This is a genomic window from Phenylobacterium sp. (assembly GCF_036677185.1).
Classification (GTDB): Bacteria; Pseudomonadota; Alphaproteobacteria; order Caulobacterales; family Caulobacteraceae; genus Phenylobacterium.
In genome coordinates, this window is sequence record NZ_JAKFEN010000020.1 from 31,330 (window position 1) to 54,163 (window position 22,834).

Below are 22,834 nucleotides of genomic sequence, written 5' to 3' on the forward strand. Positions count from 1 at the left end.
TGGGTGCTTCGTCACGCCGACGCGCCGCGATGTTGGCGACGTCGGCCCTGTGCACGGTCGCGGGTCTCGCCACACCGGTCTGGGCTCAGGATGCGGCCGCCGGGCCGGAAGCGGTCGAGGAGGTCGTGGTCGTCGGCTCCCAGATCCAGGGCAAGGTCACTGCGGCGCTGCCGGTCACGATGGTCACCGCCGAACAGATCCAGGCGACCGCGGCCGGCTCGGGCGACGAACTCTTCCGCACCATTCCCCAGGCCGGCAACGTCCAGTTCAACTCGAGCTTCCTGCCGGGGTCGAGCAACTCAGCCCGCGGCGACGTCAACTCGATCAGCCTGCGCAACCTTGGCACCGGCAATACCCTGGTGCTGCTCAACGGCCGCCGCACCGTGGTCCACCCGACGACCCAGGCGGAGTCCCTGGTTCCGGTCTTCACCTACAACACCAACGCCATCCCCGTGGCCGGGCTGAAGCGCGTCGAGGTGCTGCGCGACGGCGCGGCGGCCATCTACGGATCCGACGCGGTGGCCGGCGTGATCAACACCGTGCTGCAGACCGACTACGACGGCGCCCAGCTGGAGGCCCAGTACGGCTTCGCCGAAGGCACCAGCATGCGCGAGGGCCGGCTCACCGGCCTGATCGGCAAGGAGTTGGAGAGCGGCCGCGGCAATGTCAGCGCCTTCTTCTCGACCGAGCGACGTTCCGGACTGATCGATTCCGACCAGAACTACACCCGGTTCGCCGACCGGCGCGGCCTGTTCGTCGGCACCGAGTTCGAGACCGCCACCAGCCTCGACACCCGCAGCACCAGCTCGCCCTTCGGCCAGTTCACGGCCCGGACCACCACGGCGATCCGCTCAAACGGCGTGGCGGTGACGGGCGCGACGGGGATCTTCAAGATCGTGCCGTCGTCCAACGGCTGCGCGTTGACCCTCAGCCCGGGCCTTTGCATCGTCAGCGGCGCGCTCAACGTCACCAACGACCGGAACCTCCGCCAGGAGTCGGCGGCGGTGAAGAGCTACACCGTGCCGGAACTCGAGCGGTACAACTTCTTCGGCGCCGCCCACTACGACCTCAACGACGACATCACCTTCTTCTCGGAGCTGGGTTACTACTACGCCAAGACCCACGGCCTGCAGGGTCCGAACGCCGTCGCCACCTCGGCCTCGGTGACCATCCCGGCCACCGGCTACTACAATCCCTTCGGCGCCGCGATCCTGCCCAACGGCCAGGTGAATCCCAACCGCCTGCCGGGCCTGAACATCTCGGCCGCCGGCGTGCCCGTGACCATCAACACCTACGGCCTGGTGGACGTCGGCGCGACTCCGGTCGACGTGACCAACGACCAGGTCCGGGTGCTGGGTGGCCTGCGCGGCAAGCACTGGGGCTGGAACTGGGAGAGCGCCGCCGTCTATTCGGAGGCCAATGTTGAGGACGAGTCCTTCGCGGTCAGCGCCACCAAGCTGCAGGCGGCCCTCTCGCTCACCACGCCGGATGCCTACAATCCGTTCAACGGCGGCACGCTGTCGAACCTCAGCTACGGCGACGCCACCCCGTCTAATGCGGCGACCTTGGCCGGTCTCCAGGTTCCGATCACCCGCAAGAACAAGACCTCGCTGGCGCTCTGGGACTTCAAGATCAATCGCCCCGACATCGTCACCATCTGGGGCGGGGATGTGGGCATGGCCCTGGGCGTGGAGGTGCGCCACGAGACCTATCGCGACGACCGCGACGACCGGATCGACGGCACCATCCTCTATACGGACGCGGTGACCGGAACTGTGCTGGGCTCGGACCTGCCCGGCACCAGCACCTCGCCCGACGTGCGCGGCAAGCGCACCGTCGCCTCCGCCTATGCCGAGCTCGCCATCCCGGTGGTGTCGCCGGAGATGGACATCCCGTTCGTGGATCGGCTGGAAATCCAGCTGGCCGGCCGCGCCGAGCACTATGACGACGTCGGCGACGTGGCGAAGCCGAAGATCGCCGGCGCCTGGGACATCGTTCCCGGCCTGCGGCTTCGGGGGTCCTATTCCGAGGGCTTCCGGGCCCCGAACCTGGAGCAGATCAACGTCACCCAGGTCAGCCGCAGCAATAACCGCCAGGACTACTATTTCTGCGAAGCCGATCTGCGCGCCGGCCGTATCGCCAGCTTCAACGCCTGCGCCCGGTCGAAGGCCACCCGAGCCATCCGCGCCGGCAACCCCGACCTCGTTCCGGAGACCTCCACGAACCTGTCCTACGGGATCGTGTTCCAGCCCCAGTTCATCCCGCCGGAACTCGGCCGCGCGACCTTCACGGTCGATGTCTGGAAGATCAAGCAGGAGGGGATCATCGGCGTCTTCGGTGAAGGCAACGGCGTGATCCTGGACTACTACCTGCGCCTGCAGGGAACCTCGAACCCGAAGGTGCACCGCGCCGCCCCGACCCCCGAGGAGATCGCGGCCTTCGCCGGGACCGGCCTCGCCCCGGTCGGCGAGGTGCTGTCCGTCGACGACCAGTACGTCAACCAGCTGCCGCAGGTGGCCCAGGGCGTGGACTTCGGCTTCATCTACAGCCTGGACACCGAGCAGTTCGGCGACTTCGACGTCAATTTCGACCTCGCCAGGATCGACAAGCTCTATACGCGGCCGACGCCGCAGATCCAGGAACTGCTCGACGCGCGCGCCGCCGGAAAGATCAATTCCGGCACCGTCATCACCGGCGCATCCGATCTGGTCGGTCAGAACGGCACGCCGGAGTGGCGCTGGTCGGGATCGGTGAACTGGAGACTGGGGAACTTCAGCATCAACTGGTTCGCCACCCACGTCGGCGAGTTCTACAGCACCACCCTCACCTACGCGGCCACGGGCGAGTTCTACGAGATTCCCGCGACCACCCGGCACAACCTCTCGTTCACCTACGAGTTCGACGACGAGGACGGCTTGATGGCCGGAACCCGGCTGCGGGTCGGGGCCCGGAACCTGTTCGACAGGGATCCCCCGCTCGCGCCCGGCGGCTATGCCGGCACGGTCTACAACCCGTATGCCCGCTACCTGTACGTGAACGTCCGCAAGTCCTTCTAGAAAGCACCAGGGAGCGGAGCGCCACCACGCCCATGGGCAAGGTGGCGCTCCGTCAGGGAGAATCCATATGCGCGATGACGGCTTCAAGCGCTGGCCCGCCCTTTCGCGGGCCGCGCTGGCGAGCGTGCTCGCCCTGTCCATGGCGGTCAGCTTTCCGGCGCTGGCGCAGGAGGAGCCCCAGGGCGCCGTGCGGACCGCGACCGGCGGCGACCTGATCGACTACGGCTCGATCCACCATCCGACGATCGGGCGTGACGGCATGGTCGTAGCCCAGAACAAGATCGCCGCGCGGATCGGGGCCGAAATTCTGAAGCAGGGCGGAAACGCCGTGGACGCCGCGGTGGCGGTCGGCATCGCCGAGACCCTGACCCTACCGCGCGCCGGCAATATCGGCGGCGGCGGCTACATGCTGGTCTACGACGCCGCCAGCAAGAAGACGGTCGCCATCGAATATTACGGCCAGGCGCCGCTCGGGGTGAAACCCGACTTCCTGCTCGGGCCCGACAACCGGGTCGACCCCGACAAGGTGCAATCCTTCAAGGGCGTCACGGTGCCCGGAACGGTGGCCGGGCTCTACGAAGCCCATCGCCGGTTCGGCAAGATGCCGTGGGCGAAGCTGATCCAGCCCGCCATCGACCTGGCCACCAAGGGCATGGTGATGAGCGACGACGAGTCCCTCGCCCTGGCCCGCCGCAAGGAGGCCATGGCCAAGGACCCCGGGGGCGCTCTGAAGGTGTTCTTCAAGCCGGACGGCACGGCCTATGCTCCGGGGGACATCTTCAGGAACCCGGACCTGGCCTGGACCCTGAAGCAGATCCAGGCCCGCGGCGCCGATGGCTTCTACAAAGGTCCCGTCGCCGAGCGCATGGTGGCCGGCATCCAGGCGGGTGGCGGCATCATCACCCTGGAGGACCTGGCTGCCTACAAGGCCAATGTCCTGGAGCCGATCTGGTCGGACTACCGCGGCTATCGGATCGCCTACATGCCGCCGACGTCCGCGGCCTCGAGCGTCGCCGAGGCCATGAACATCATCGAGCAGTTCCCGATGGCGGAGATGGGGCAGGGCAATGTGGCCAGCATGCACCTGATCGCCGAGGCCCTGAAGATCGCCGTCCTGGACCGTCGATATTCCGGCGGCGGCCCGCAGTGGACGACTCCGGCCAAGGGCATCGCCAGCAAGGCGTTCGCCAAGGAGCGGGCCAAGCTCATCTCGATGGACCGTTCCCTGGACTCCAAGACCTTGCCGGGCCTGGACCCCCACCCCTTCGAGGGGCCGGACACCACCCATTATTCCGTCGCCGACAAGGACGGAAACGTGGTCTCCAACACCTATACGCTCACGGCCTCCTTCGGCGCTCACGTGGTCGCGCCCGGCACGGGCTTCCTGCTCAACAATTCCCTGGGCAATTTCGACTGGAATCCGCGACCGACCAGCCTCGGCAACAAGATCGAGCCGGGGAAGCGCGCCCAATCCACCATCTCGCCGATCATCGTCTTCAAGGACGACAAGCCCTGGGTGGCGACCGGGACTCCGGGGGGCGGCACCATCGTCGCGACCATGGTGCAGATGCTGGTCAACCTGATCGACTTCAAGCTGAACGTGGCCGAAGCGGCGCAGAGGCCGCGGGTGCACCAGGCCGGCGTCGACGGCGCCCTCCAGCTCGAGGAGGCCATTCCGCAAGACCTGGTCGCCGGCCTGGTGGCCAGGGGACACAAGGTGGAGCGTTCCCAGATCATCGGCAGCACCCAATCAATCATGATCGGGTCCGATGGCGTGTTCTATGGCGCCGCCGACAGCCGCCGGCCGGATTCCGCCGCGGTGGGCGTGCGCCAGTTCTAGGGCGCTGGCGGAAACGTCGAAGCCGCGGCGATCCCGCTAAGCCGTCGCCACCAGCCGCAGCTCGCGAACCTCGGCGCGGCGCGGGGGCAGGCTCTTCAGGAACATCTCGGCGGCGCGGCTCAGCTTGCGCTCCGAGTGACGCAACATCCGGAACGCACGGCGCGGCAATTCCAGCGGCACGCGGGCCAGGACACCCGCCTTCACGGCCTCGCGCACCACCAGGTCGGAGAGCGCGCCTGGGCCGCCCCCAGCGATCACCGCCGAGCGAACAGCCTCGTTGGTGGGCAGCTCCAGCCGGATGTCGAGGTCGGCGGTCGGCACCCCCATGCTCCGCAGCGCGCCGATGAACTCGGAACGGGTGCCGGACCCTTGCTCACGCAGCACCCAGCCCGCCCGAAGCAGGCCGTCGGCGCTCGGCGCGCGACTGGCCCAGGAATGGCCGGGCGGCACGAAGATGCACATCTGATCCCCGTCCAGGTCGAACCCCGTCAGGGCCGCATCGGCGTACTCGCCCTCGACGAACCCGATCTCCGCGCCGCCGTCGAGGATCATCCGGCCGACCGCGGCTGTGTTGCTGATGTGGAGTTCGATGCTGAGGTGCGGAAACCGGTCTCGGAAATCGGCGATCAACTGCGGTAGCCAATAGTTGCCGATGGTCTGGCTCGCGCAGATCGAGACCGTGCCGCGCCGCAGATTGCTGAGGTCGGACAGGGTGCGCTGCGCCGTGCGCACCTGGTTCAAAACCTTCTCGGCCTCGACCAGGAAAGCCTGGCCGGCGACGGAGAGCTCGATCCGCCGGCCGACCCGGTCGAACAGCGCCGTTCCGTAGGCGCTTTCCAAGGCGCCGATCGAGGCGCTCACCCCGGACTGGGTGATGTGCAGGACCTCGGCCGCGCGCGTCATATTGAGGCGTTCCGCGACGCAGACAAAAATCCTGAGCTGCTCAAGAGTCATACGTCCAATCCCCTGAGAACGTCGTCCGTACACAGCCTAGGCACAAGCCTTGGCGTTCATCAAAGGGAATATCGTTCAGCCAGCCGAACGGCGATGGGTGTGGCGATGGCGCCCAACTCCATGATCGCCGCAGCGGCCAGGATGCAACGTCAGCTTGTCGCGTCCTCATGCAAATGTAGGCTGCGACGGGGTATTCTATGCAGGTCGCGAGGACCTGCAGCGTGAGGTTGATCTTGCCGACGAAGGCGGAAGCCCCCGGCGCGCATAGGCGCTCAGGGCGCCTTGCCTAAAGTGTAAGCAGTCGCCTTGTCGAGACGAAACGGGGTCAGGCCTCTCCCACCTCGGTGGACGTGAAGGGCGGTGGCAGAGGGCGTCTGCGCAATGCATAGTCGACAAGCGCGGCGGCGAGCGCTTCGGTCGAATTGATCAGAGGGGCGGCCGTCATGCCCGCATCCAGGACCAGCGGGACTTCCGTGCAGGCCGCGATCAGAAGGTCGGCGCCGGCGGCTTCAAGTCCGGCCGCGATGACGGCCATTCTCCGGGACATCGCCGCGCTCTGGTCGCCGGCCTTGATGTCATAGAGCATGGTCATGAACTGCGCCTGGGCCCACGGCTCGGGCGATAGGCAGGCCAGGCCCCGGCGGCCGAGTTCGGCCTGATAGAGACCCGCGGCGATACAGCCGTCGCCAGCCAACAGGCCCACGGTCCGGCCCCGCCCTTCCGCCAAGGCCGCAGCCTGGGCGCTCGCCTCTTCGATCATGCTCACGAAGGGGATGCCGACGCTGCGTTCGATCTCGAACTGGAATGCGTGGGCGGTGTTGCACGCCATCGCCAGGACGTCGGCTCCGGCTCGCTCGAGCCCTTGCGCCATCTGCGCCAGGACGGGGGCAGGCGAGGGCGCGCCACGCAGGATCGCGGCGTTGCGATCGGGCACGCGCGGATTGTTGTCGACGATCAGCCGCACCCCGTCCTGCTCGGAGCCCCGTGGGGATCGGCGCAGGACCTGCGCCATGAGGTCGATCGCCGCCGCCGGCCCCATGCCGCCCAGGATCCCGACCGTGAGGGGCGCATCCATCTTCAGAAGATCGGCTGGTAGGCGTAGAGCGCCGGGGACCCGCCGGTATGGAGGAAGAGCACGTTCTCGCCGGCCTTGAAGTCACCGCGCCGGATCATGCCGATCAGACCCGCCATGGCCTTGCCGGTATAGACTGGATCCAACAGGACACCCTCCAGCGCGGCCGTGAGCCTTACCGCCTCGACCATCTCCGGCGTCGGCAGCGAATAGCCCGGACCCACCCACTCATCGAGGCAGACCACGGAGTCCCGCGGGAGGGGGGCGGTGATCCCGGCCAGGGCCGCCGACGTCTGAGCGAGCTGGAACACATTGGCCTCCTGCTCGGCCCGCGGGCGGCGCACATTGATCCCGGTGATGGGAAGGTTGGCGCACGTGCCGAAGGCGCCGGCCAGGAGACCGGCGTGGGTGCCGGCGCTGCCGCTGGCGCAGACCAGGTGATCGAGCCGCAGTCCCTGATCGAAGGCCTGAGCCATGATCTCCTCGAAGCAGGCCACGTAGCCCATCGATCCAAGGGCGTTGGAGCCTCCGCCGGGTATGACATAGGCCTTGCGGCCAAGGCTCGCCACCGCCTCGGCCACCGCGCCCATGGCCGCGGCGAGGTCCGCGCCCGCATCGACGACGGTGATCGTCTCGGCGCCGATCAGCTCGAACAGGAAGTTGTTGCCGCTGGCGCGCGGGTCGTAGCTGCCGGGCACCCGTTGCTCCAGCACCAGGCGGCACTTCAGGCCCTCTTTCGCCGCCGCCGCCAGGGTGAGACGGCAGTGGTTCGACTGCACGGCGCCGACCGTGACCAGGGTGTCGCAACCCTGGGCCAGCGCATCGGCGACCAGGAATTCGAGCTTGCGGGTCTTGTTGCCCCCCGAAGCCAGGCCGGTGAGGTCGTCGCGCTTCATGAAGATGTTCGGGCCGCCCAGGGCCGCGCTGAGCCGGGGCAGGGCCTCCAGCGGGGTCTGGCCGGCGGAGTAGCGACGCCGCGCGAACTTGGCGAGGTTCATGGGAAAACTCCTTCAAGCCACGACGTACGCCCGACGCCAACTCCACCTTTGGGACCTAATCCTGTTTCCGTCGCTGTCAACAATCATCAGTCAAAGTTGTCAAAGACAAAACCCCACCTAATCATAGTGCAGTTGAGAATACAGAGTTGCGAACACTGTAAAATTCCGCCATGTCTGTTGTATTACCGTAGAGTTTGAGGGTGTCGATGTCGAGCATGGGGGACGGACCGGTCGCCATCGTCACCGGAGGCGCGCGGGGCATTGGGCGTGGCTGCGCTCTGGCCCTGGCGGAGGCCGGATACGACCTGGTCCTGATCGACGTTCTGGAGCCGGAAATGGCCTCGACCGCACGGGAGCTGGAAGCGCTAGGCCGGCAGGTCCTCGTCCAGGTCGCCGACGTCTCGGACTTCCAGCGCGCGCAGGACGTGGTCGGAGCCGCGATGGCCCGGTTCGGTCGGATCGACGTCCTTCTCAACAACGCCGGACGTTCCATGGCTAAGGGGATGACGGAGATCACCGAGGCGGAGTTCGACGCGACCATCGCGGTCAACCTGAAGAGCTGCTTCAACTACATCCACGCGGTCGCCCCGATCATGCTCGCCCAGGGCGGCGGCCGGATCGTTAGCATGTCGTCGCTCAACGCCCACTCGGGCGGGGTGACGGCCGCGGTGAGCAAGTTCGCCTATGCGGCGGCCAAGGCCGGCATTCTCGGCATGACGCGCGCGCTCGCCAAGGAGTTGGGCCCGACTATCCTGGTCAACGCCATCTGTCCCGGGCTCATCCAGACCGAGGTCAACGGCAATGTGGTGATCCGCGAGCGCGGCGAGGCGGTGGCCCGCGACGGGATCGCGCTCGGCCGCGTGGGCAGCCCTCAGGACGTGGCCCAGCTTGTCCGGTTCCTGGCCACCTCGGAGCCCTGCTTCATCACCGGACAGGATTTCATCGTCGACGGATTCCAGTTCCAGGTTTGAGGCCCCGACCATGACCGCGCTGACGGAGCATCTGCCACCCGACGAGCCGGCCGCGCCGCTGAGCGCGGCGACGCGGCGGCGGGCGATCGTCGCGTGTCTGTTGGGCAACCTGTTCGAACTCTTCGATTTCGGAGTCTACGGCTACTTCGCCATCCAGATCGGCAAGGCAATCTTTCCATCCGCCGATCCGGTGGTCTCGCTGCTCGCCAGCTTCGCCACCTATGGCGTCGGATTCCTGATGCGGCCGGTCGGCGCGATGGTGCTGGGCAGCTATGGCGACCGTCATGGCCGCAAGGCGGCGCTGGCCTTCACCATCACCCTGATGGCGGTGGCCACGGGGCTGACCGGGCTCGTGCCCTCCTATGCCGCCATCGGGATTTGGGCGCCGGTCTGCCTGGTGGTTTGTCGGCTGTTGCAGGGTTTCTCGACCGGCGGCGAGTGGGGTGGCGCGACCACCTTCCTGGTGGAGCACGCGCCGCCTGGCCGGCGCGGTTTCTACGGCAGCCTCCAGCAGGTCAGCACTGGCCTGGCGCAAATCCTGGCGATCAGCACGGCCCTGGTCCTGAACACGGTCCTCTCCACCCCGGATCTGGAAGCCTGGGGCTGGCGCCTGCCGTTCCTGGCCGGCTTCATCCTCGCGCCCATCGGCTACTACCTGCGCTCCCGGGTGGAGGAGTCGCCGGAATTCGTGGCCACGGCGCGGGCCAAGCGCATTCCAGTCGCGCCCCTGCGTACGGCGCTCACCGTCCACCGCAACGCCGTGCTCACCTGCTTCGGCGTGACCATGATCTGGACCGTGTCGAGCTACGTCTTCATCACCTTCCTGCCGACCTACGCCACCCAGTCGCTGCACATGGCGCCGATCGTCGCCCTGGGCGGCACCATTTGCGCGTCGATCACCAGCACGATCGTTGTCCCGCTGTCGGGCCTGGCGTCCGATCGCTGGGGCCGGACGCCGATGGTGATCTCCGCCGTCGGGTTCGCGCTCTTCAGCATCCCGCTGTTCATGCTGCTATCGCAGGCCCAGTCGTTCGCCGCCCTGGCCACCGTGGCCGTTATCGCGGGCGTTCTCTACGGCCTCTACAACGGCGCGGCGCCGAACGCGCTCTGCACCCTGTTTCCGACCACCGTCCGCTATACGGCCCTGTCGGTCGGCTACAACGGCGCGGTGATGATTTTCGGCGGCTTCGCACCCTTCATCGCCACCATGCTTGTGCGCGAAACCGGCTCGGCCATCGCGCCCAGCTTCTATGTGACAGCCTGCGCCCTGGCGAGCCTGCTGGTTCTCGTCTGGCCGCGACGCAACCAAGTCTTCGCCCATTGAATCGGCTCCGGGAGATCTCATGAAACCCGTGTCTTCGGCGGGCGGCGCCCTCTTCGCGGCGCTCCTGGTCGTCTGGGCGTCTGGTGCGGCCGCGGCGCCGGCGGACGAGGCCTGGGCGAAGGCCACGGCGGCGAGCGAGGCCCGCGAGGGGCTGCTGCAGACGCATGTGGACCGCAAGGCGAGCCGCATCCTGGTGCGGCTGCCCGCCGCCGACCGCGACGGCGTCTCCGGGCGCTTCCTGTATCAGGCCAGCCTGGCGACCGGTCTCGGCTCCACCCCGGTCGGGCTGGATCGCGCCGAGATGGCTCGCACCCTGGTGGTCGCCTTCCGGCGGGTGGGGCGCAAGGTCATCCTGCAGGCCGAGAACACCGGGTTCCGCGCCGACGGTGGGACGCCGGAGGAGATCAAGGCCGTGCGAGACTCGTTCGCCGTGTCGAACATCTGGGCCGGCGAGGTGGTCGCCGAAGAGCCGGGCGGCGGTGTGCTGGTCGATCTCACCACCTTCCTGACCCAGGACACCCTCGACATCGCCGCGCGGCTGAAGGCCCGCCGCCAGGGGACCTTCCGCGCCGCGCCGAGCCTGACCTATGTCGACACAGGCCGGATCGGGGTCTTCCCGGAGAACCTCGAGTTCGAGGCCGTCCAGACCTTCACCACCGACGAGCCGGGCCCTGAGATTCGGGCGGTGACGCCCGATCCACGCTCGGTCACCTTGTCGGTGCATCATTCGTTCCTGAAACTCCCGGAGCCCGGCTTCAGGTCGCGCCCGCACGATCCGCGCACCGGGACGTCGGTCCAGGTGCTGGTCAACAACTATGCGGCGCCGCTGGACGAGCCTGTGGTCTATCGCCTGGCCCGCCGGTTCCGTCTCGAGAAGACCGATCCGGCCGCGCCACGTTCCCGGGTCAAACGGCCGATCGTCTTCTACGTGGATCGCGCCGCGCCCGAACCCATCCGCAGCGCCCTGGTGGAAGGCGCCGGCTGGTGGGCCCAGGCGTTCGAGGCGGCCGGTTTCATCGACGCGTTCCGGGTCGAGGTGCTGCCCGAAGGCGCAGATCCCATGGACGCGCGCTACAACGTCATCAACTGGATCCACCGCCAGACCCGCGGCTGGTCCACCGGCCAGACGATCGTCGATCCGCGCACCGGCGAGATCGTCCGTGGCGTGGTGCAGCTCGGCTCGCTGCGCATCCGCCAGGACCGGCTGATCTTCGAGGGACTGCTGGGCGCCGAGAAGAGCGGTCGTGGCGGACCCGAGGATCCCGTCCAGATCGCCCTCGCTCGGATTCGCCAGCTGGGGATGCACGAGACCGGCCATGCGCTTGGCTTCGCGCACAATTTCGCCGGCAGCACGTTCGGGGGCCGGGCTTCGGCGATGGACTATCCGGCGCCGCAGATTTCCGTCCGGAACGGCAAGCTCGACTTCGGAAAGGCCTATGTCGAAGGCGCCGGGGACTGGGATCTCTTCACGGTGCGATGGCTCTACGGCCAGATCCCGCCAGGAACCGATGAGACGCGGGCGCTAGACCAGCTTGCTCGCGAAGCGGCCGGTCGTGGCATGCGCTTCATCGCCGACGCCGAGCACCCCTACAGCACCCAATGGGACAACGGGACCGATCCCGTGGCCGAGTTGGAGAACGTGCTGGCGGTGCGCCGCCTGGCGCTCGCCCGGTTCGGTTTGGGGAACATTCCGGCCGGGGCGCCGGTCGCCGACCTCCGACGCGTGTTCGTGCCGGTCTATCTGTTCCATCGCTATCAGGTGGACGCCGCGGTGAAGCTCGTGGGCGGGGTCGACTACGCCTATGCGGTGAGCGGCGGCGGCGGCGAGCGCGCGAAGGTGATCGACGCGCGGACCCAGCGCCGCGCGCTCCAGGCGCTGCTCGTGACCCTGTCGCCCAAGGAGCTCGACCTGCGCGACGAGCTCATCGAACTCCTGTCGTCGGCCCAAAGCGGCACCAGCGACAAGCAGTTCGAGATCGAGCTCTTCCAAACCCTCGGCGGGCCGGTGTTCGACATGCCAGGCGTGGCCACGACCGCCTCGGACATGACGCTATCGGCGCTGCTCGATCCCCAGCGCCTGAACCGCGTGATCGAGCAGCATCGGCGCGACCCCGGTCAACTGGGTCTTCAGGAACTGCTGTCGGCCGTGTTCGACAGCGTGGCCCCGCTGGCTGGTGAGGCGCCGCGCCTGGCCGAGATCCGGCGCCGGCAGCAGCTTCGCCTGGTCGGGGACGTCGTCGATACGCTGAAGGACAAGTCGCTATCGCCAACCGCCGCCGCCGAGCTGTCGGCAGCCCTCAAGACGTTCGGGCGGCGGTTGCAGACCTACCAGGGCGGGGCCGAGGAGATCGTCTTCGCCCGACATCTGGGCGGCCTCATCCTGGACGCCGATCCGGAGCGCCTGGCGGCGCTGGGGTCGGAGCGCATGCCCGTCGCTCCGACGCCGCCCGGCAGTCCGATCGGAGAAGATTGCTGGTTCTGCGCGCCGAACCCGTAGCCGCCGTCATGCCCGTTTCGCGCGAGATGTCGTGCGGAGCAGCTGGGGTTGTGGAAGACAGTGACCGGGAAACGGATCGGTCATGCTTGAGCCTTCTGTTTCAGCAGCCAGCCGAAGACGAACGCCGCCAAGGCGGCTCCGACCAATTGCGCGGCGATGAAGGCCGGCGCGGAGGCCGGCGCGATGCCGGCGAAGGTGTCGGACAGACTGCGCGCGATGGTCACCGCCGGATTGGCGAACGATGTCGAGGCTGTGAACCAATAGGCCGAGGTGATGTAGAGCCCGACCATCATCGGCGTGGCCTCGGGCCTGAAGCGGATCGACCCGAGAATCGTGGCGATGAGGCCGAAGGTGGCCACGCCTTCTGAGAAGGTTTGGGCGGGGCCGTCGCGAAGCCTACTGGAAATCTGCAGGACCGGTTCTTCGAACATCAAGTGCGCGGCCCACACGCCCGCGATGGCCCCAAGCATCTGGACGGCGACATAGGCCGCCGCCAGGGCCCAGCTCAGCTCCCGCCGCGCGGCGAAGACCAGGGTCACGGCCGGATTGAAGTGGGCGCCGGAGAGCGGCCCGAAAATCGTGATGAGGACGACGAGCCCCGCGCCGGTGGAGATCGTATTGCCGAGCAGGGCGATGGCCGTGTTGCCGCCGGCCAATCGCTCGCCCATGACGCCCGAGCCGATGACAATCGCCAACAGCAGCGCCGTGCCGAGGAACTCGGCAGCCAAGCGATGCAGCGACCCGAAAGGCTGAAGCGGCGGTTCTAGGCTGGCGTCCGACACATCAACACCGCTGTAGTTGACCGACGAGATCGACGGTCGGCAGGTTCGCGGCATGCAAGACTTCCTCGAACGCCTCGAAGGCCGCAGCGCATGGCTCAAGCGGGCGCGATCTCATCTGGCGGCCGGCGCCGGTATGTCGAGGGTTTCGCCGATCTCATGCATTTTCGCCTGCAGCGACATGCGGTCGATCGTGGCGAGCGGAAGGGCCAGAAACAGCCGAATGCGGGTCCCGAGTTGCCTGGCCGCCTCGGCGAAGGCCGCCGCCTGCTCGACATAGGTCCCCTCGACCTCGGCGGGGTCGGGAATACCCCAGTGCGCGGACACCGGCTGGCCGGGCCAGACGGGGCATACCTCGCCGGCGGCGTTGTCACAGACCGTGATGACGAAATCGAGTTCGGGAGCCCCGGGCCTGGCGAACTCGTCCCAGGACTTGGACCGGAAGTCGGAGGGCTCGAAACCCAGCGCATGCACGAGATCGAGGGCGTGCGGATTGACCTGGCCCTTGGGAAACGAGCCGGCCGAGTAGCCCTTGAAGCGGCCGTGTCCCTCCTTGGTGATCAGCGCCTCGGCGATGATCGAGCGCGCCGAATTTCCGGTGCATAGGAAGAGGACGTTGTAGACCTTGTCGGGACGGGGTTCGGCCACGGTTCAGTTCCTCAGCATGATGCGGCCTCGGCCTCGCAGCATTGGCTGGCGACCAAGGCCAAGGGCGCGCAGATTTCAGGCGCGCCGCCACAGCAATCCTCCATCAGGAAAGCCAGCAGCTCGCGCATGGTGTCGTAGTCGGCCGTGTAGATGATCGATCGCCCGTCCCGCCGCGAAGCCACCAGGCCGGCATGGTTGAGCACATTGAGATTGGCCGAGAGCGTATTGGGCAGGATGTCGAGCCGGCGCGCCAGTTCTCCGGCCGGCAATCCCCCAGGACCGGCCTGGATGAGCAGACGGAAGACCGCGAGCCGGCTCTCAAGAGCCAGGGCCGACAGGCTTGCGATGGCGGATTTCGTTTCCATATTTCCACAATATAAGAACTATACGACAGTTCCAAGACGTAAGGTCGCGTGGCGGCCGATTCCAAAGGCCGTATCAGCCATGATCGATCTGCCCGCCCTGCACCCCCAGTTCCTCGCCGCGCCGGACATGGCGCCGCTGGAGCCGGCCGGCCGATGAACGCCATCACCCTGGAAGAGCAACTCAACCGCGATTGCTTCTGCATCGATGTCGACCCGGAACGGGTCTGGTCGGTCGTGGAGCGCGCCGCGGCCGGCGTCGTGCCGGTCGAACTGCTCAAACAGCATCGGGCCCATCTCTTCTCCAGCGCGCCGGTCTTCCTCTCGGAAGCCGACCTCGCCGGCATGGAGACGGTCGTCCAGGCCATCGAGGCGACCGCGCAACTAACCGCCTTCCAGGACGCCGCGCTGGCCTGGGCGCCGGAGATCGCCAAGGTCGACCTCGGGCCGCGCGGCGCCTTCATGGGCTATGACTTCCACCTGACTCCGGACGGCCCCAAGCTGATCGAGGTCAACACCAATGCCGGCGGAGCCTTCCTGAACGCGCTTCTGGCGCAAGCCCAGGTGGCCTGTTGTCCCGAGGTGCGGGCCGTCGTCCCGGCCGCCGATCCGCTCGCGGATTTCGAGGCCGCCGTCTGGCGGATGTTCCAGGAGGAGTGGCGCCTGCAGGGACGGGGCGAGGCGCTGAGCGTCATAGCCATCGTCGATGAGGCTCCAGCCGACCAGTACCTCTACCCGGAGTTCCTCCTCGCCCAGGCCTTCTTCAAACGCCACGGCGTCGAAGCCGTGATCGCCGACCCGAAGGACCTTCGCTTCGACAAGGGCCGCCTGTTCCTCGGTGAGCTGGCTATCGACCTCGTCTACAACCGCCTGGTCGACTTCGGCTTCGGCCGACTCGAGAGCGCCGCGCTGCGGGCGGCCTACCTCGCCGAGGCGGTCGTCGTGACGCCGAGCCCACGCAATCACGCGCTGCTGGCCGACAAACGCAATCTTACCCTCCTGTCGGATCCCATGCGGCTCAAGGCCTTGGGCGTCGACGCCCAGCCGCGTAGGGACCTAGCCGCAATTCCGAGCGCGCGACCTGTCACCGCCGACAACGCCGACCACCTCTGGGCCGAGCGGCGGTCCCTGTTCTTCAAGCCGGCCGGCGGCTACGCGGGCAAGGCGGTCTATCGGGGCGACAAGCTCACCCGCGGCGTCTGGGCGACCATCCTCGAGGGCGGCTATGTCGCCCAGGCCTTCGCCGCGCCGAGCGAGCGACGGGTCCAGGTCGACGGCGATCCCCAGACCCGGAAGATGGACGTGCGGCTCTACACCTATGCCGGCGCCACGTTCTTGGCCGCCGCGAGGCTCTATCAGGGCCAGACGACGAACTTCCGGACGCCGGGCGGCGGCTTCGCGCCGGTGGTCGTTGTCAAGACTCCGCCCCGTGTCGACATGGCGCAGGATTATTGCGTTCCGCCGTGTGCGTCCCTAGGTGCGCCGTCGCCGGACGACTGGTAAACAGCAGGCTTGGGCGCTGCGCCGGGTGGGACAAAGCGAGATCGTGTCAAAGTTCGAGGCCGGTAAGGCCATTATTCTGAGCGCGGGGCAGGGTCGCCGCCTCTCGCCGCTGACGGACTCGCGGCCGAAATGCCTGATCGAGCTTTCAGGCATGAGCGTGTTGCACTGGCAGCTGCTGCATCTTCACCAGGCCGGCGTGCACGAGGCGGTGGTGGTCACCGGCTTCGGCGCCGAGGCGGTGGACGCGGAGGTGGCGCGGCTGAGCCTTCCTGGGATGCGCGTGCGCACCCTGTACAACCCGTTCTTCGGGCTGACCGACAACCTGGCCACCTGCTGGCTGGCGCGCGAGGAAATGCGTGAATCGTTTCTCCTGCTGAACGGCGACACCCTGTTCGAGCCGGCCGTGGCCTCGCGCCTGCTCGCCGCCCCGCCCGCCGACATCACCCTCGCCATCGATCGCAAGGACGCCTACGACGCTGACGACATGAAGGTGCTGACGGACGGCCATCGCCTGCTGTCGATCGGCAAGACCATCCCGGCGTTCGACGCCGAGTCCATCGGCTTCCTGCGGTTCTCGCCCGCCGGCGCTGCCGAGTTCGTGGCTGGCGTCGAGTCCGCCCTGCGCGGACCTGAGGGATTGAAGCGCTGGTACCTCAGCGTGATCGACGAACTGGCGCGCGCCGGCCGCAACGTGGCGACGGCCTCGATCCAGGGCCTGGACTGGGCGGAGATGGACTTCCCGGCCGATGTGGCCCGGAACCTGGCGCTCACCGAGGCCTGGTCCCGGATGAAGGTGGCCGTCTAACCGCTCGCCAGCCGGCGGACCAGGTCGAGGTCGGCGGGTTTGTCGACGTCGACGGCGGCTAGGCCGTAGGGCGTGCGCACCGCCACGGCGCTCAGTCCGATCCGGCGGCCGAGGCCGGCGACCGCCTGGTCGAGGGTGAGACGGCCGAGCGCATAGCCCAGCAGCATGCCTGGCCCGAGCAGGGCGGCGATCTTCCAGGGCTGCTTGCGGTGGGCCTCGACCCGCCGCCAGAGAGCGATGGCGGCGAGCGCGCGGGCGTCGCGCAGATAGAACAGGTTGCAGCCCGAATAGCGGCCGTCGCGGAAGGCGAGATAGGTGCGCCGGGTGTCCGGGACGGCGGCGCGCACCACGTCCTCCCGCGCCAGCAGGGCCGCGATGTCCGCTCCCGCCGGGATGTCGGCGAGGAAGCGAGTGATCCACTCCGGCCGCAGCAGGGCGTGGTCGCTGGTGGTGACCAGCAGGGGGAAGCCCAGGGCCTTGGCGGCCTGCTCGACGCTCTGGCTGGGTGTGGCCGCGGCCGGGATGACCTCCAACGGCGCGGCGGCCTCGGCGACCTGCGGGTGCGAGGTGCAGACGCCGATGCGGGCCGCGCCGGCGACTTGTAGAGCGGCGACCACGCGGGCCAGCAGGGTCTGGCCGGCCAGTTCGATCAAAGCCTTGTGGCTTACCCCAGCATAGGCGCGCAGCTCGTCGGGCTCGGCGCGGGAGCCGGCCAGGACCAAGGCCGTGAAGCTGCTCACGCCAGGGCCTTTTCATAGATCCGGTAGGTCTTGTAGATCCGCCCGCCCAGGGACTGGCAGATGCGGTTCATGGGGGCGTTGTCCTCGAGGATCCAGGACAGCTCGTAGGTCTGGTAGCCCAGGGCGCGTGCCTGGGTGGCGCTGGCGTCCATCAGTTGGAAGGGCAGGAGCTGGCCGCGGTGGGAGTTGGCGAACTTGCGTTTCACGCCCATGAGCGGAATGCGGATCGACTTCACCCGGGCGACCTTCAGGCGCCACAGCAGTTTGGCCCAGCCGAAGGGCGCCAGGCGGCCGTCCAGGTCGGCGATGGCCTCGTTGACATTGGGCAGCAGGACCACGAAGCCGGCCACCTCGCCGTCGAACTCGGCGAACCAGATCAGTCGCGGATCGATGACGGCGCGCAGGGCCTTGCCGAGCTGGTCCGTCTCGGCCTCGGTGGTGGGGGTGAAGCCCCAATTGCCGGACCAGGCGTCGTTGAGGACCTCGGTCATGGCGACGACTTCTTCGTCGTAGCGGCTCATGTCGAGCATGCGCAGGGTCACCCCCGGAGCCGGACCGCGGCGGACCCGCCGCAGGATAGCGGGCGGAATGTCGTCGCTCATCTGGCAGAGGTAGGCGTAGACGTCCTTGGCCTTGGTGTAGCCGCAGGCCTCGACGCGGCGCCCCGCATAGGCCGGATCGTGGCCCATCATCACCATGGGCGGGGTGTCGAAGCCGTCGACCAGCAGGCCGACCTCCTCATTGACCGATAGGTTGAAGGGACCCAGCGCCACGGCGCAGCCGCGGGCCTTCAGCCAGGCCTCGGCGGTGGCGAGCAGGGCGGCGAACACCTCGGGGTCATCCTCTCCCGCGATCATGCCGAAATGACCGGCCGGGCGATTGGGGTCGACGGGCGCCAGAGCGTCGATTTGGGCGCTGATGCGGCCGACGTCGCGACCGCCGCGGACCGCCAGCCAGAGCTGGACCTCGGCGTGTTCGAAGAATGGGTTGGTCTTGGGCGTCAGCGCCGCGGCGCGCTCGCTGATCAGCGGCGAGATCCACTTCGGGTCGGCGGCGGCCAGGGTCATGGGCACGCGGATGAAGCGCGCCAGGTCGGCCTTGGAGGCCACGGGCCGGATCGTCAGATCGCTCAGGGGTCTATCCTTCCATCCGCAGCAGGGCCGTGCCGGCCAGGGCGGCGAAGACGGCCGGCGCCGTCCAGGCCGCGAGCAGGGGGCTGAGCGCGGCGCTCTCGCCTAGCGCCGTCAGCAGTCCATCGGCCACAAGGAAGCTCAGCCCGGCGGCCAGAGCCGCCACGGTGAGCACCGCCCCCTCGCGGGTGCGGAAGTTCCCCAGGGCCACCGGGGCGGCGAGCAGCAGCATGACCAGCACCCCGATCGGGGCCGCGAAGGCGCGCTGCACGCGCACGGCGTAGTAACTGTCCGGCCGTTCAGAGCCCCCACCCTCCAGGGCGCGCCGCGCGCTGGCGGCGCTGGGGGCCTGGGCGGGCGACAGCAGCGAACGGACGTCGGCGGGCTGCAGGCGGCTCCGCCAGGCGAGTTCGACGGCCGAGGAGGCCAGGGCCTGGTCCGGCGTGAAACGCAGCATCCGCGGATCGTGCAGGCGCCAGACGCCATCGGCATAGGTCGCCGAGGCCGCCTCGATGCGTTCGGAAACCCGACCCTGGGCGTCACGGCGATAGATGCGCACATCGTTCAGTCGCTCGCCGCTGGAGGCTCCGGGCTTGGCGACCACGATTTCGGCGCCGGAACGGAAGGCGCGGGGTGATGGATCGACCGGGGTTCCGGGCTCGCTCGCCTGCCACCAGGCTTCGAGCACGGCGTCGGTGCGCGGCGCGACCAGCTCGGCGGCGGTGAAGTGCAGCAGCATGATGACGAAGGCCGCCGGGACCGCCATCTCGAGCAGACGGTAGCTCGAGACCCCGGCGGCGCGCATGGCGGTCACCGCCTGTTCGCGGGCGAGCTGGGCGAAGGCGAACAGGCCGCCGGCCAGCACGCTCAGCGGCGCGACCTGTTCCACCAGCCGAGGCAGGCGCAGCGTCGCGTGATAGGCCACGCCGGCCACGCCCAGGCCGCGTTCCAGGATGTCGGTGGTTACGTCCAGCAGGTCGAGGATCTGCAGCACCGCGAGCAGCACGGCGCCGGCCGCGAGGATCCGCAGCAGGACGGTGCGCAGGACATAGATGCGAAGCTTCACGCCGCCCCCGCCCGCCGGAGCCGAACGCGGGCCATGGCTTCGTTCGTGTGATGACTGACCATGCCGATCATCAGGCTGATGGGGGTCTCGCCGGGCCGGTTGCGGCTGCCCATGAACATCCAGACGCCGAAGCCGGTGAACAGCGCGAAGGGCGTCCAGATGGCGGCGAAGGCCGGCAGGCGGCCGGCCTCGGCCAGGCTCTGGCCGAGCTGCAGGGAATGCTGGAAGGCCAGCAGCAGGACGCCGGCGAAGATCAGCCCCGGCGCGCGCCGCCCGCGCTTGGCCGCCAGGCCGAGGGGGAAGGCGATGAGCGGCAGGAAAGGCAGGAACAGCGCCCGCGCCAGCCGGCCGTACAGCTCGGCCAGCAGGGTGGCGCGAGGCAACAGGCCGTCGTCGGCCTTGGCCCGGGCGGCAAGTTCGCCAAGGCTCAGCTCGCGTTCGTCGCCGCCTCGGGCCCGCATGAGCGCGCTGGAGCCGGCCAGGGGCGCCTGGGCCACGAAGGTCTCGAACTCGACGATGTCGAAGGCGCCGTCGCGTCCCTCAAGCGTGCGCCGCCCGTTGTGCAGCCGCAGGGTCACCGTCTTGCGGTCGGGCGAAACCTGAAGGTCGGCGGAGCGGGCGGTGATGACCTCCTCCCGGCCCTCCGGCGTGATGCGGCGGATGAACAGGTTGCCCAACTCGCGGCCTTCGGGATCGGCCATGTCGGCCGTCATGATCAGGTTGTCCTCGGTAGCGAAGGCGCCGGCCTGCAGCTCGCCGTTCCAGCCGGCGTTGGCCGCGGCGTGCATCACCGCGCGATAAGCGTAGCGGCTGGAAGGCTGCAGGTAGCCGAACACCACCAGGCTGACCAGGGTGAGCACCAGGCCCAGCCCGACGAACGGCGCGGCCAGGCGGGTCAGCGACACCCCGGCGGCCAGCAGGGCGTCAGTCTCCGACCCATCGCTGAGCCTGGTGATGACGATGAACAGGGCGACAAAGAAGGCGACCGGCAGGGCCAGGCCGAAATAGTGCGGCACCAGCTGGCCGGTGAGCTGGACCACGAAACCGAACCGATCGCTGCTCTGGGAAAGCAGGTCGAGCAGGCGCAGGGCCCGTTCCAGCAGCAGGGCGACCAGGGTCACCGCCAGGCAGCCCAGCATGGGCCCCGTGGTCAGGCGCAGCACGTAGCGGTCGATCAGCGACAGGCCGGGGGGCACGTGGAACGGCCGGCGGGCGCTCACGCCGCGGACCATGCGTCGCGCAAGGTCGCGGTCAGGGCCAGGAGGGCCTGATCGCCTAGCTCTACCGCATTGGCCAGGGCCGGGACGCCCGGCCAGCCAATGTCCGGAAAGGCCCGTCCATCGTACACGCGCTCGCCCTGGTAGCGGGGAATCACATGGAAGTGGACGTCGGGATCGACCATCATCAGCATGAGATAGTTGATCCTGGCGTAGTCGACAGTGGTCTTCAGAAGCCGCTCGATTCCGCCGATGACCGGCTGCAGATCGGCGAATCCGGCCGGGCTGACGTCGGAGAAGCTGGTGACGGGCTCCTTGCACATGAGCACCAAGGACCCAAATGTCGGCTGCTTGGGTCGCACGAGGACCAGCCAATGGTCGGTTTCGGCCACCAGAGTTCGTGGGTAGCCGAAATTCACCGCTGTCTTATTGCTCATGAAGCAGCCTGCTCGTCTGGCGCCTGCCGCCGTGCGCGCACCATAGGGAGTCGCCGTTTTCCATGAAAGTCCGAACCGGCCTTGGCGGCGCGGTCCTCGCCGGTCTGATGTGCATGGGGGCGCCCGCCGTGGCGGCCGAGGCCGAATGCGCGGGCAAGCCCAGCGCCCATCGGCTCACGGTCGAGGTCACCGGCCTTCGCGCCGCCCAGGGCCAGGTGGCGGTGACCCTCTATCCGGACGACGGGCGTCGGTTCCTGGCCCCGCGCGGTAAGCTGGCGCGGCAGAGGGTGAAGGCGCGGTCGCCGGTCACCCAGGCCTGTTTCTGGCTGCCTCAGGCCGGGGTTTACGCCGTCGCCGTCTATCACGACGCCAACGCCGACGAGGATTTCAACCGCAGCCGGACCAACGGCATGCCCATCGAGGGGTTCGGCTTCTCCAACGACGCCCCCACCAAGATCGGCCTCCCGGCCTTCGACAAGGTGCGATTCCGCGCCCGGCCCGGCGAAAGTTCGATCCGGATCGCCCTGCGCTACCTGCGCTGAGGCGCTTGCAGCACATAGTCACCCAGCGCCTCGAACCTCCCGGTGTCCGCCGAGAGCCCGCGAGCGACGACCCGCATCCTTCGTTCGGCGGAGAACTCGATGCTGTGCCAGCGCGCCGGCGCATGGCGACCGCCTCCGGCGGCCGAGGCGGATGGGACGCCGAGCACTGGGATCGGGCCGCGCGGGCCCGGGATGGCGCTGACCGCCGCCTCGTGCGCGTGGCCGTGGAGCACAAGGTCGACGCCGTGAACGGCCAGGAGCGCGCGCAGCGCGCCGGCGTCCTCTAGCGCCTTGCGGCCTGAGACGACGCCGGCGGCGGGCGGATGGTGGAGGGTCAGGACGCGATAGAGGTCGAGCCCGGCCAGGCCCGTGAGGATCTGGGCCAGGCGCTCGAGCTGGGCCCCGCCCAGCCGGCCGCTAGCCAGCCAGGGCGCTGTCGGGGTCGCCGAGCAGAGATTGATCAGGGCTAGGGGGCCGCGTTCGCGCACGGCGGGGAAGGCGACCTGCGGTGTGTCGCCCAGCCATTCGCGCCAGGGCTCGAAGGCGCTGGGCGCGCCGGCCCGCACCAGGGCGTCGTGATTGCCCGGGCTGAGGGTGACGTCCGTCGCGGCGCCCAGGGTCTGGAGCCAGGTCCGCGCTGCGGCATATTCGGCGCGGCTCGAGAAATTGGTCAGGTCGCCGGTGACCGCGATGTGGTCCGGGGCGTGGCGGGCGACGTCGTCGGCCAGCGCTTGCAGAACCCGGGGCTGATGCTCGGAGCCCTTGCGTCGCCAGGCGATGGCGCTGAGCAGCCGCTTGGAGCCCAGATCGCGCCAACCCAGCGCGCCGGCGGGCGGCGGCAGGTGCGGATCGGAGAGGTGGGCGAGACGGTAGGGGGGCACGCGGACGATGGT

The 22,834-nt window shown here is 68.6% G+C and carries 20 protein-coding genes; 8 read left to right on the top strand and 12 right to left on the bottom strand.

Annotation, left to right across the window (positions count from 1 at the left end):
• The first annotated feature begins 29 nt into the window (after positions 1-29).
• Complete coding sequence (locus V6M51_RS10720) at positions 30-3,056, top strand: TonB-dependent receptor domain-containing protein (RefSeq protein ID WP_332767029.1); 3,027 nt, start codon at positions 30-32, stop codon at positions 3,054-3,056.
• Positions 3,057-3,123: 67 nt separating this feature from the next.
• The gene (ggt, locus tag V6M51_RS10725) at positions 3,124-4,896 is read left to right on the top strand and encodes a gamma-glutamyltransferase (protein WP_332767030.1); all 1,773 of its coding nucleotides are present in this window, start codon (positions 3,124-3,126) and stop codon (positions 4,894-4,896) included.
• Positions 4,897-4,932: 36 nt separating this feature from the next.
• Here the strand turns inward: ggt and V6M51_RS10730 are convergent, their stop codons facing one another.
• The 3 genes from V6M51_RS10730 to V6M51_RS10740 all read right to left on the bottom strand — a co-directional run bounded on the left by V6M51_RS10730 (position 4,933) and on the right by V6M51_RS10740 (position 7,920).
• The gene (locus tag V6M51_RS10730) at positions 4,933-5,850 is read right to left on the bottom strand and encodes a LysR family transcriptional regulator (protein ID WP_332767031.1); all 918 of its coding nucleotides are present in this window, start codon (positions 5,848-5,850) and stop codon (positions 4,933-4,935) included.
• A gap of 325 nt (positions 5,851-6,175) precedes the next feature.
• Complete coding sequence (locus V6M51_RS10735; protein WP_332767032.1) at positions 6,176-6,925, bottom strand: aspartate/glutamate racemase family protein; 750 nt, start codon at positions 6,923-6,925, stop codon at positions 6,176-6,178.
• A gap of 2 nt (positions 6,926-6,927) precedes the next feature.
• A complete protein-coding gene (locus V6M51_RS10740; RefSeq protein ID WP_332767033.1) occupies positions 6,928-7,920 on the bottom strand; it encodes a D-cysteine desulfhydrase in 993 nt (330 codons plus the stop codon).
• Positions 7,921-8,126: 206 nt separating this feature from the next.
• On the opposite strand from V6M51_RS10740, the gene V6M51_RS10745 reads away from it, so the two are divergent.
• The 3 genes from V6M51_RS10745 to V6M51_RS10755 are packed head-to-tail and all read left to right on the top strand — an operon-like array spanning position 8,127 to position 12,712.
• Positions 8,127-8,891 carry an SDR family NAD(P)-dependent oxidoreductase gene (locus V6M51_RS10745; RefSeq protein WP_332767034.1) on the top strand — a complete coding sequence of 255 codons (765 nt, stop codon included), beginning with the start codon at positions 8,127-8,129 and terminating at the stop codon, positions 8,889-8,891.
• A 10-nt stretch (positions 8,892-8,901) separates the two neighbouring features.
• Complete coding sequence (locus tag V6M51_RS10750) at positions 8,902-10,215, top strand: MFS transporter (protein ID WP_332767036.1); 1,314 nt, start codon at positions 8,902-8,904, stop codon at positions 10,213-10,215.
• A 19-nt stretch (positions 10,216-10,234) separates the two neighbouring features.
• Positions 10,235-12,712 (top strand): zinc-dependent metalloprotease, encoded by a 2,478-nt coding sequence (locus V6M51_RS10755; protein WP_332767038.1) that lies wholly within the window; start codon positions 10,235-10,237, stop codon positions 12,710-12,712.
• An 80-nt stretch (positions 12,713-12,792) separates the two neighbouring features.
• On the opposite strand, the gene V6M51_RS10760 is transcribed toward V6M51_RS10755, so the two are convergent.
• The 3 genes from V6M51_RS10760 to V6M51_RS10770 are packed head-to-tail and all read right to left on the bottom strand — an operon-like array spanning position 12,793 to position 14,504.
• Positions 12,793-13,548 (bottom strand): MIP/aquaporin family protein, encoded by a 756-nt coding sequence (locus V6M51_RS10760; RefSeq protein ID WP_332767040.1) that lies wholly within the window; start codon positions 13,546-13,548, stop codon positions 12,793-12,795.
• A 57-nt stretch (positions 13,549-13,605) separates the two neighbouring features.
• Positions 13,606-14,139 (bottom strand): arsenate reductase ArsC, encoded by a 534-nt coding sequence (locus tag V6M51_RS10765; protein ID WP_332767042.1) that lies wholly within the window; start codon positions 14,137-14,139, stop codon positions 13,606-13,608.
• A gap of 11 nt (positions 14,140-14,150) precedes the next feature.
• Complete coding sequence (locus V6M51_RS10770) at positions 14,151-14,504, bottom strand: ArsR/SmtB family transcription factor (RefSeq protein WP_332767044.1); 354 nt, start codon at positions 14,502-14,504, stop codon at positions 14,151-14,153.
• A 153-nt stretch (positions 14,505-14,657) separates the two neighbouring features.
• Between V6M51_RS10770 and V6M51_RS10775 the strand changes: the two genes are divergently transcribed.
• Both V6M51_RS10775 and V6M51_RS10780 read left to right on the top strand, forming a co-directional pair.
• Positions 14,658-16,004, top strand: coding sequence for a hypothetical protein (locus V6M51_RS10775; protein WP_332767046.1), 1,347 nt, complete (start codon positions 14,658-14,660; stop codon positions 16,002-16,004).
• A gap of 25 nt (positions 16,005-16,029) precedes the next feature.
• Complete coding sequence (locus V6M51_RS10780; RefSeq protein ID WP_332767048.1) at positions 16,030-16,809, top strand: phosphocholine cytidylyltransferase family protein; 780 nt, start codon at positions 16,030-16,032, stop codon at positions 16,807-16,809.
• On the opposite strand, the gene V6M51_RS10785 is transcribed toward V6M51_RS10780, so the two are convergent.
• From V6M51_RS10785 to V6M51_RS10805, 5 genes are read right to left on the bottom strand one after another with little or no spacing between them, the layout of a single operon-like run.
• Positions 16,806-17,549 carry a nucleotidyltransferase family protein gene (locus V6M51_RS10785; RefSeq protein WP_332767050.1) on the bottom strand — a complete coding sequence of 248 codons (744 nt, stop codon included), beginning with the start codon at positions 17,547-17,549 and terminating at the stop codon, positions 16,806-16,808. The genes V6M51_RS10780 and V6M51_RS10785 overlap by 4 nt on opposite strands.
• Positions 17,546-18,658 carry a dATP pyrophosphohydrolase gene (locus V6M51_RS10790; protein ID WP_332767052.1) on the bottom strand — a complete coding sequence of 371 codons (1,113 nt, stop codon included), beginning with the start codon at positions 18,656-18,658 and terminating at the stop codon, positions 17,546-17,548. The genes V6M51_RS10785 and V6M51_RS10790 overlap by 4 nt, the downstream gene beginning before the upstream one ends.
• A 28-nt stretch (positions 18,659-18,686) precedes the next feature.
• Positions 18,687-19,745, bottom strand: coding sequence for an LptF/LptG family permease (locus V6M51_RS10795; protein WP_332767054.1), 1,059 nt, complete (start codon positions 19,743-19,745; stop codon positions 18,687-18,689).
• Positions 19,742-20,977 carry an LptF/LptG family permease gene (locus V6M51_RS10800; RefSeq protein ID WP_332767056.1) on the bottom strand — a complete coding sequence of 412 codons (1,236 nt, stop codon included), beginning with the start codon at positions 20,975-20,977 and terminating at the stop codon, positions 19,742-19,744. Before V6M51_RS10800 ends, V6M51_RS10795 begins: the two co-directional genes overlap by 4 nt.
• Positions 20,962-21,399, bottom strand: coding sequence for an HIT family protein (locus V6M51_RS10805; RefSeq protein WP_332767058.1), 438 nt, complete (start codon positions 21,397-21,399; stop codon positions 20,962-20,964). Before V6M51_RS10805 ends, V6M51_RS10800 begins: the two co-directional genes overlap by 16 nt.
• Positions 21,400-21,461: 62 nt before the next feature.
• Between V6M51_RS10805 and V6M51_RS10810 the strand changes: the two genes are divergently transcribed.
• Positions 21,462-21,941 carry a DUF2141 domain-containing protein gene (locus V6M51_RS10810; protein ID WP_332767060.1) on the top strand — a complete coding sequence of 160 codons (480 nt, stop codon included), beginning with the start codon at positions 21,462-21,464 and terminating at the stop codon, positions 21,939-21,941.
• Here V6M51_RS10810 and V6M51_RS10815 read toward each other — a convergent pair.
• Positions 21,929-22,822, bottom strand: a complete 894-nt coding sequence (locus tag V6M51_RS10815) for a metallophosphoesterase family protein (protein WP_332767062.1) — start codon at positions 22,820-22,822, stop codon at positions 21,929-21,931. The genes V6M51_RS10810 and V6M51_RS10815 overlap by 13 nt on opposite strands.
• Positions 22,823-22,834 lie beyond the last annotated feature (12 nt).

Excerpts from the sequence above, each read along its gene's own strand:
- V6M51_RS10720 (WP_332767029.1), top strand. The coding sequence starts at position 30 with ATGTTGGCGACGTCGGCCCTGTGCACGGTCGCGGGTCTCGCCACACCG.
- ggt (WP_332767030.1), top strand. The coding sequence starts at position 3,124 with ATGCGCGATGACGGCTTCAAGCGCTGGCCCGCCCTTTCGCGGGCCGCG.
- V6M51_RS10730 (WP_332767031.1), bottom strand. The coding sequence starts at position 5,850 with ATGACTCTTGAGCAGCTCAGGATTTTTGTCTGCGTCGCGGAACGCCTC.
- V6M51_RS10735 (WP_332767032.1), bottom strand. The coding sequence starts at position 6,925 with ATGGATGCGCCCCTCACGGTCGGGATCCTGGGCGGCATGGGGCCGGCG.
- V6M51_RS10740 (WP_332767033.1), bottom strand. The coding sequence starts at position 7,920 with ATGAACCTCGCCAAGTTCGCGCGGCGTCGCTACTCCGCCGGCCAGACC.
- V6M51_RS10745 (WP_332767034.1), top strand. The coding sequence starts at position 8,127 with ATGTCGAGCATGGGGGACGGACCGGTCGCCATCGTCACCGGAGGCGCG.
- V6M51_RS10750 (WP_332767036.1), top strand. The coding sequence starts at position 8,902 with ATGACCGCGCTGACGGAGCATCTGCCACCCGACGAGCCGGCCGCGCCG.
- V6M51_RS10755 (WP_332767038.1), top strand. The coding sequence starts at position 10,235 with ATGAAACCCGTGTCTTCGGCGGGCGGCGCCCTCTTCGCGGCGCTCCTG.
- V6M51_RS10760 (WP_332767040.1), bottom strand. The coding sequence starts at position 13,548 with ATGCCGCGAACCTGCCGACCGTCGATCTCGTCGGTCAACTACAGCGGT.
- V6M51_RS10770 (WP_332767044.1), bottom strand. The coding sequence starts at position 14,504 with ATGGAAACGAAATCCGCCATCGCAAGCCTGTCGGCCCTGGCTCTTGAG.
- V6M51_RS10775 (WP_332767046.1), top strand. The coding sequence starts at position 14,658 with ATGAACGCCATCACCCTGGAAGAGCAACTCAACCGCGATTGCTTCTGC.
- V6M51_RS10800 (WP_332767056.1), bottom strand. The coding sequence starts at position 20,977 with ATGGTCCGCGGCGTGAGCGCCCGCCGGCCGTTCCACGTGCCCCCCGGC.
- V6M51_RS10805 (WP_332767058.1), bottom strand. The coding sequence starts at position 21,399 with ATGAGCAATAAGACAGCGGTGAATTTCGGCTACCCACGAACTCTGGTG.
- V6M51_RS10810 (WP_332767060.1), top strand. The coding sequence starts at position 21,462 with ATGAAAGTCCGAACCGGCCTTGGCGGCGCGGTCCTCGCCGGTCTGATG.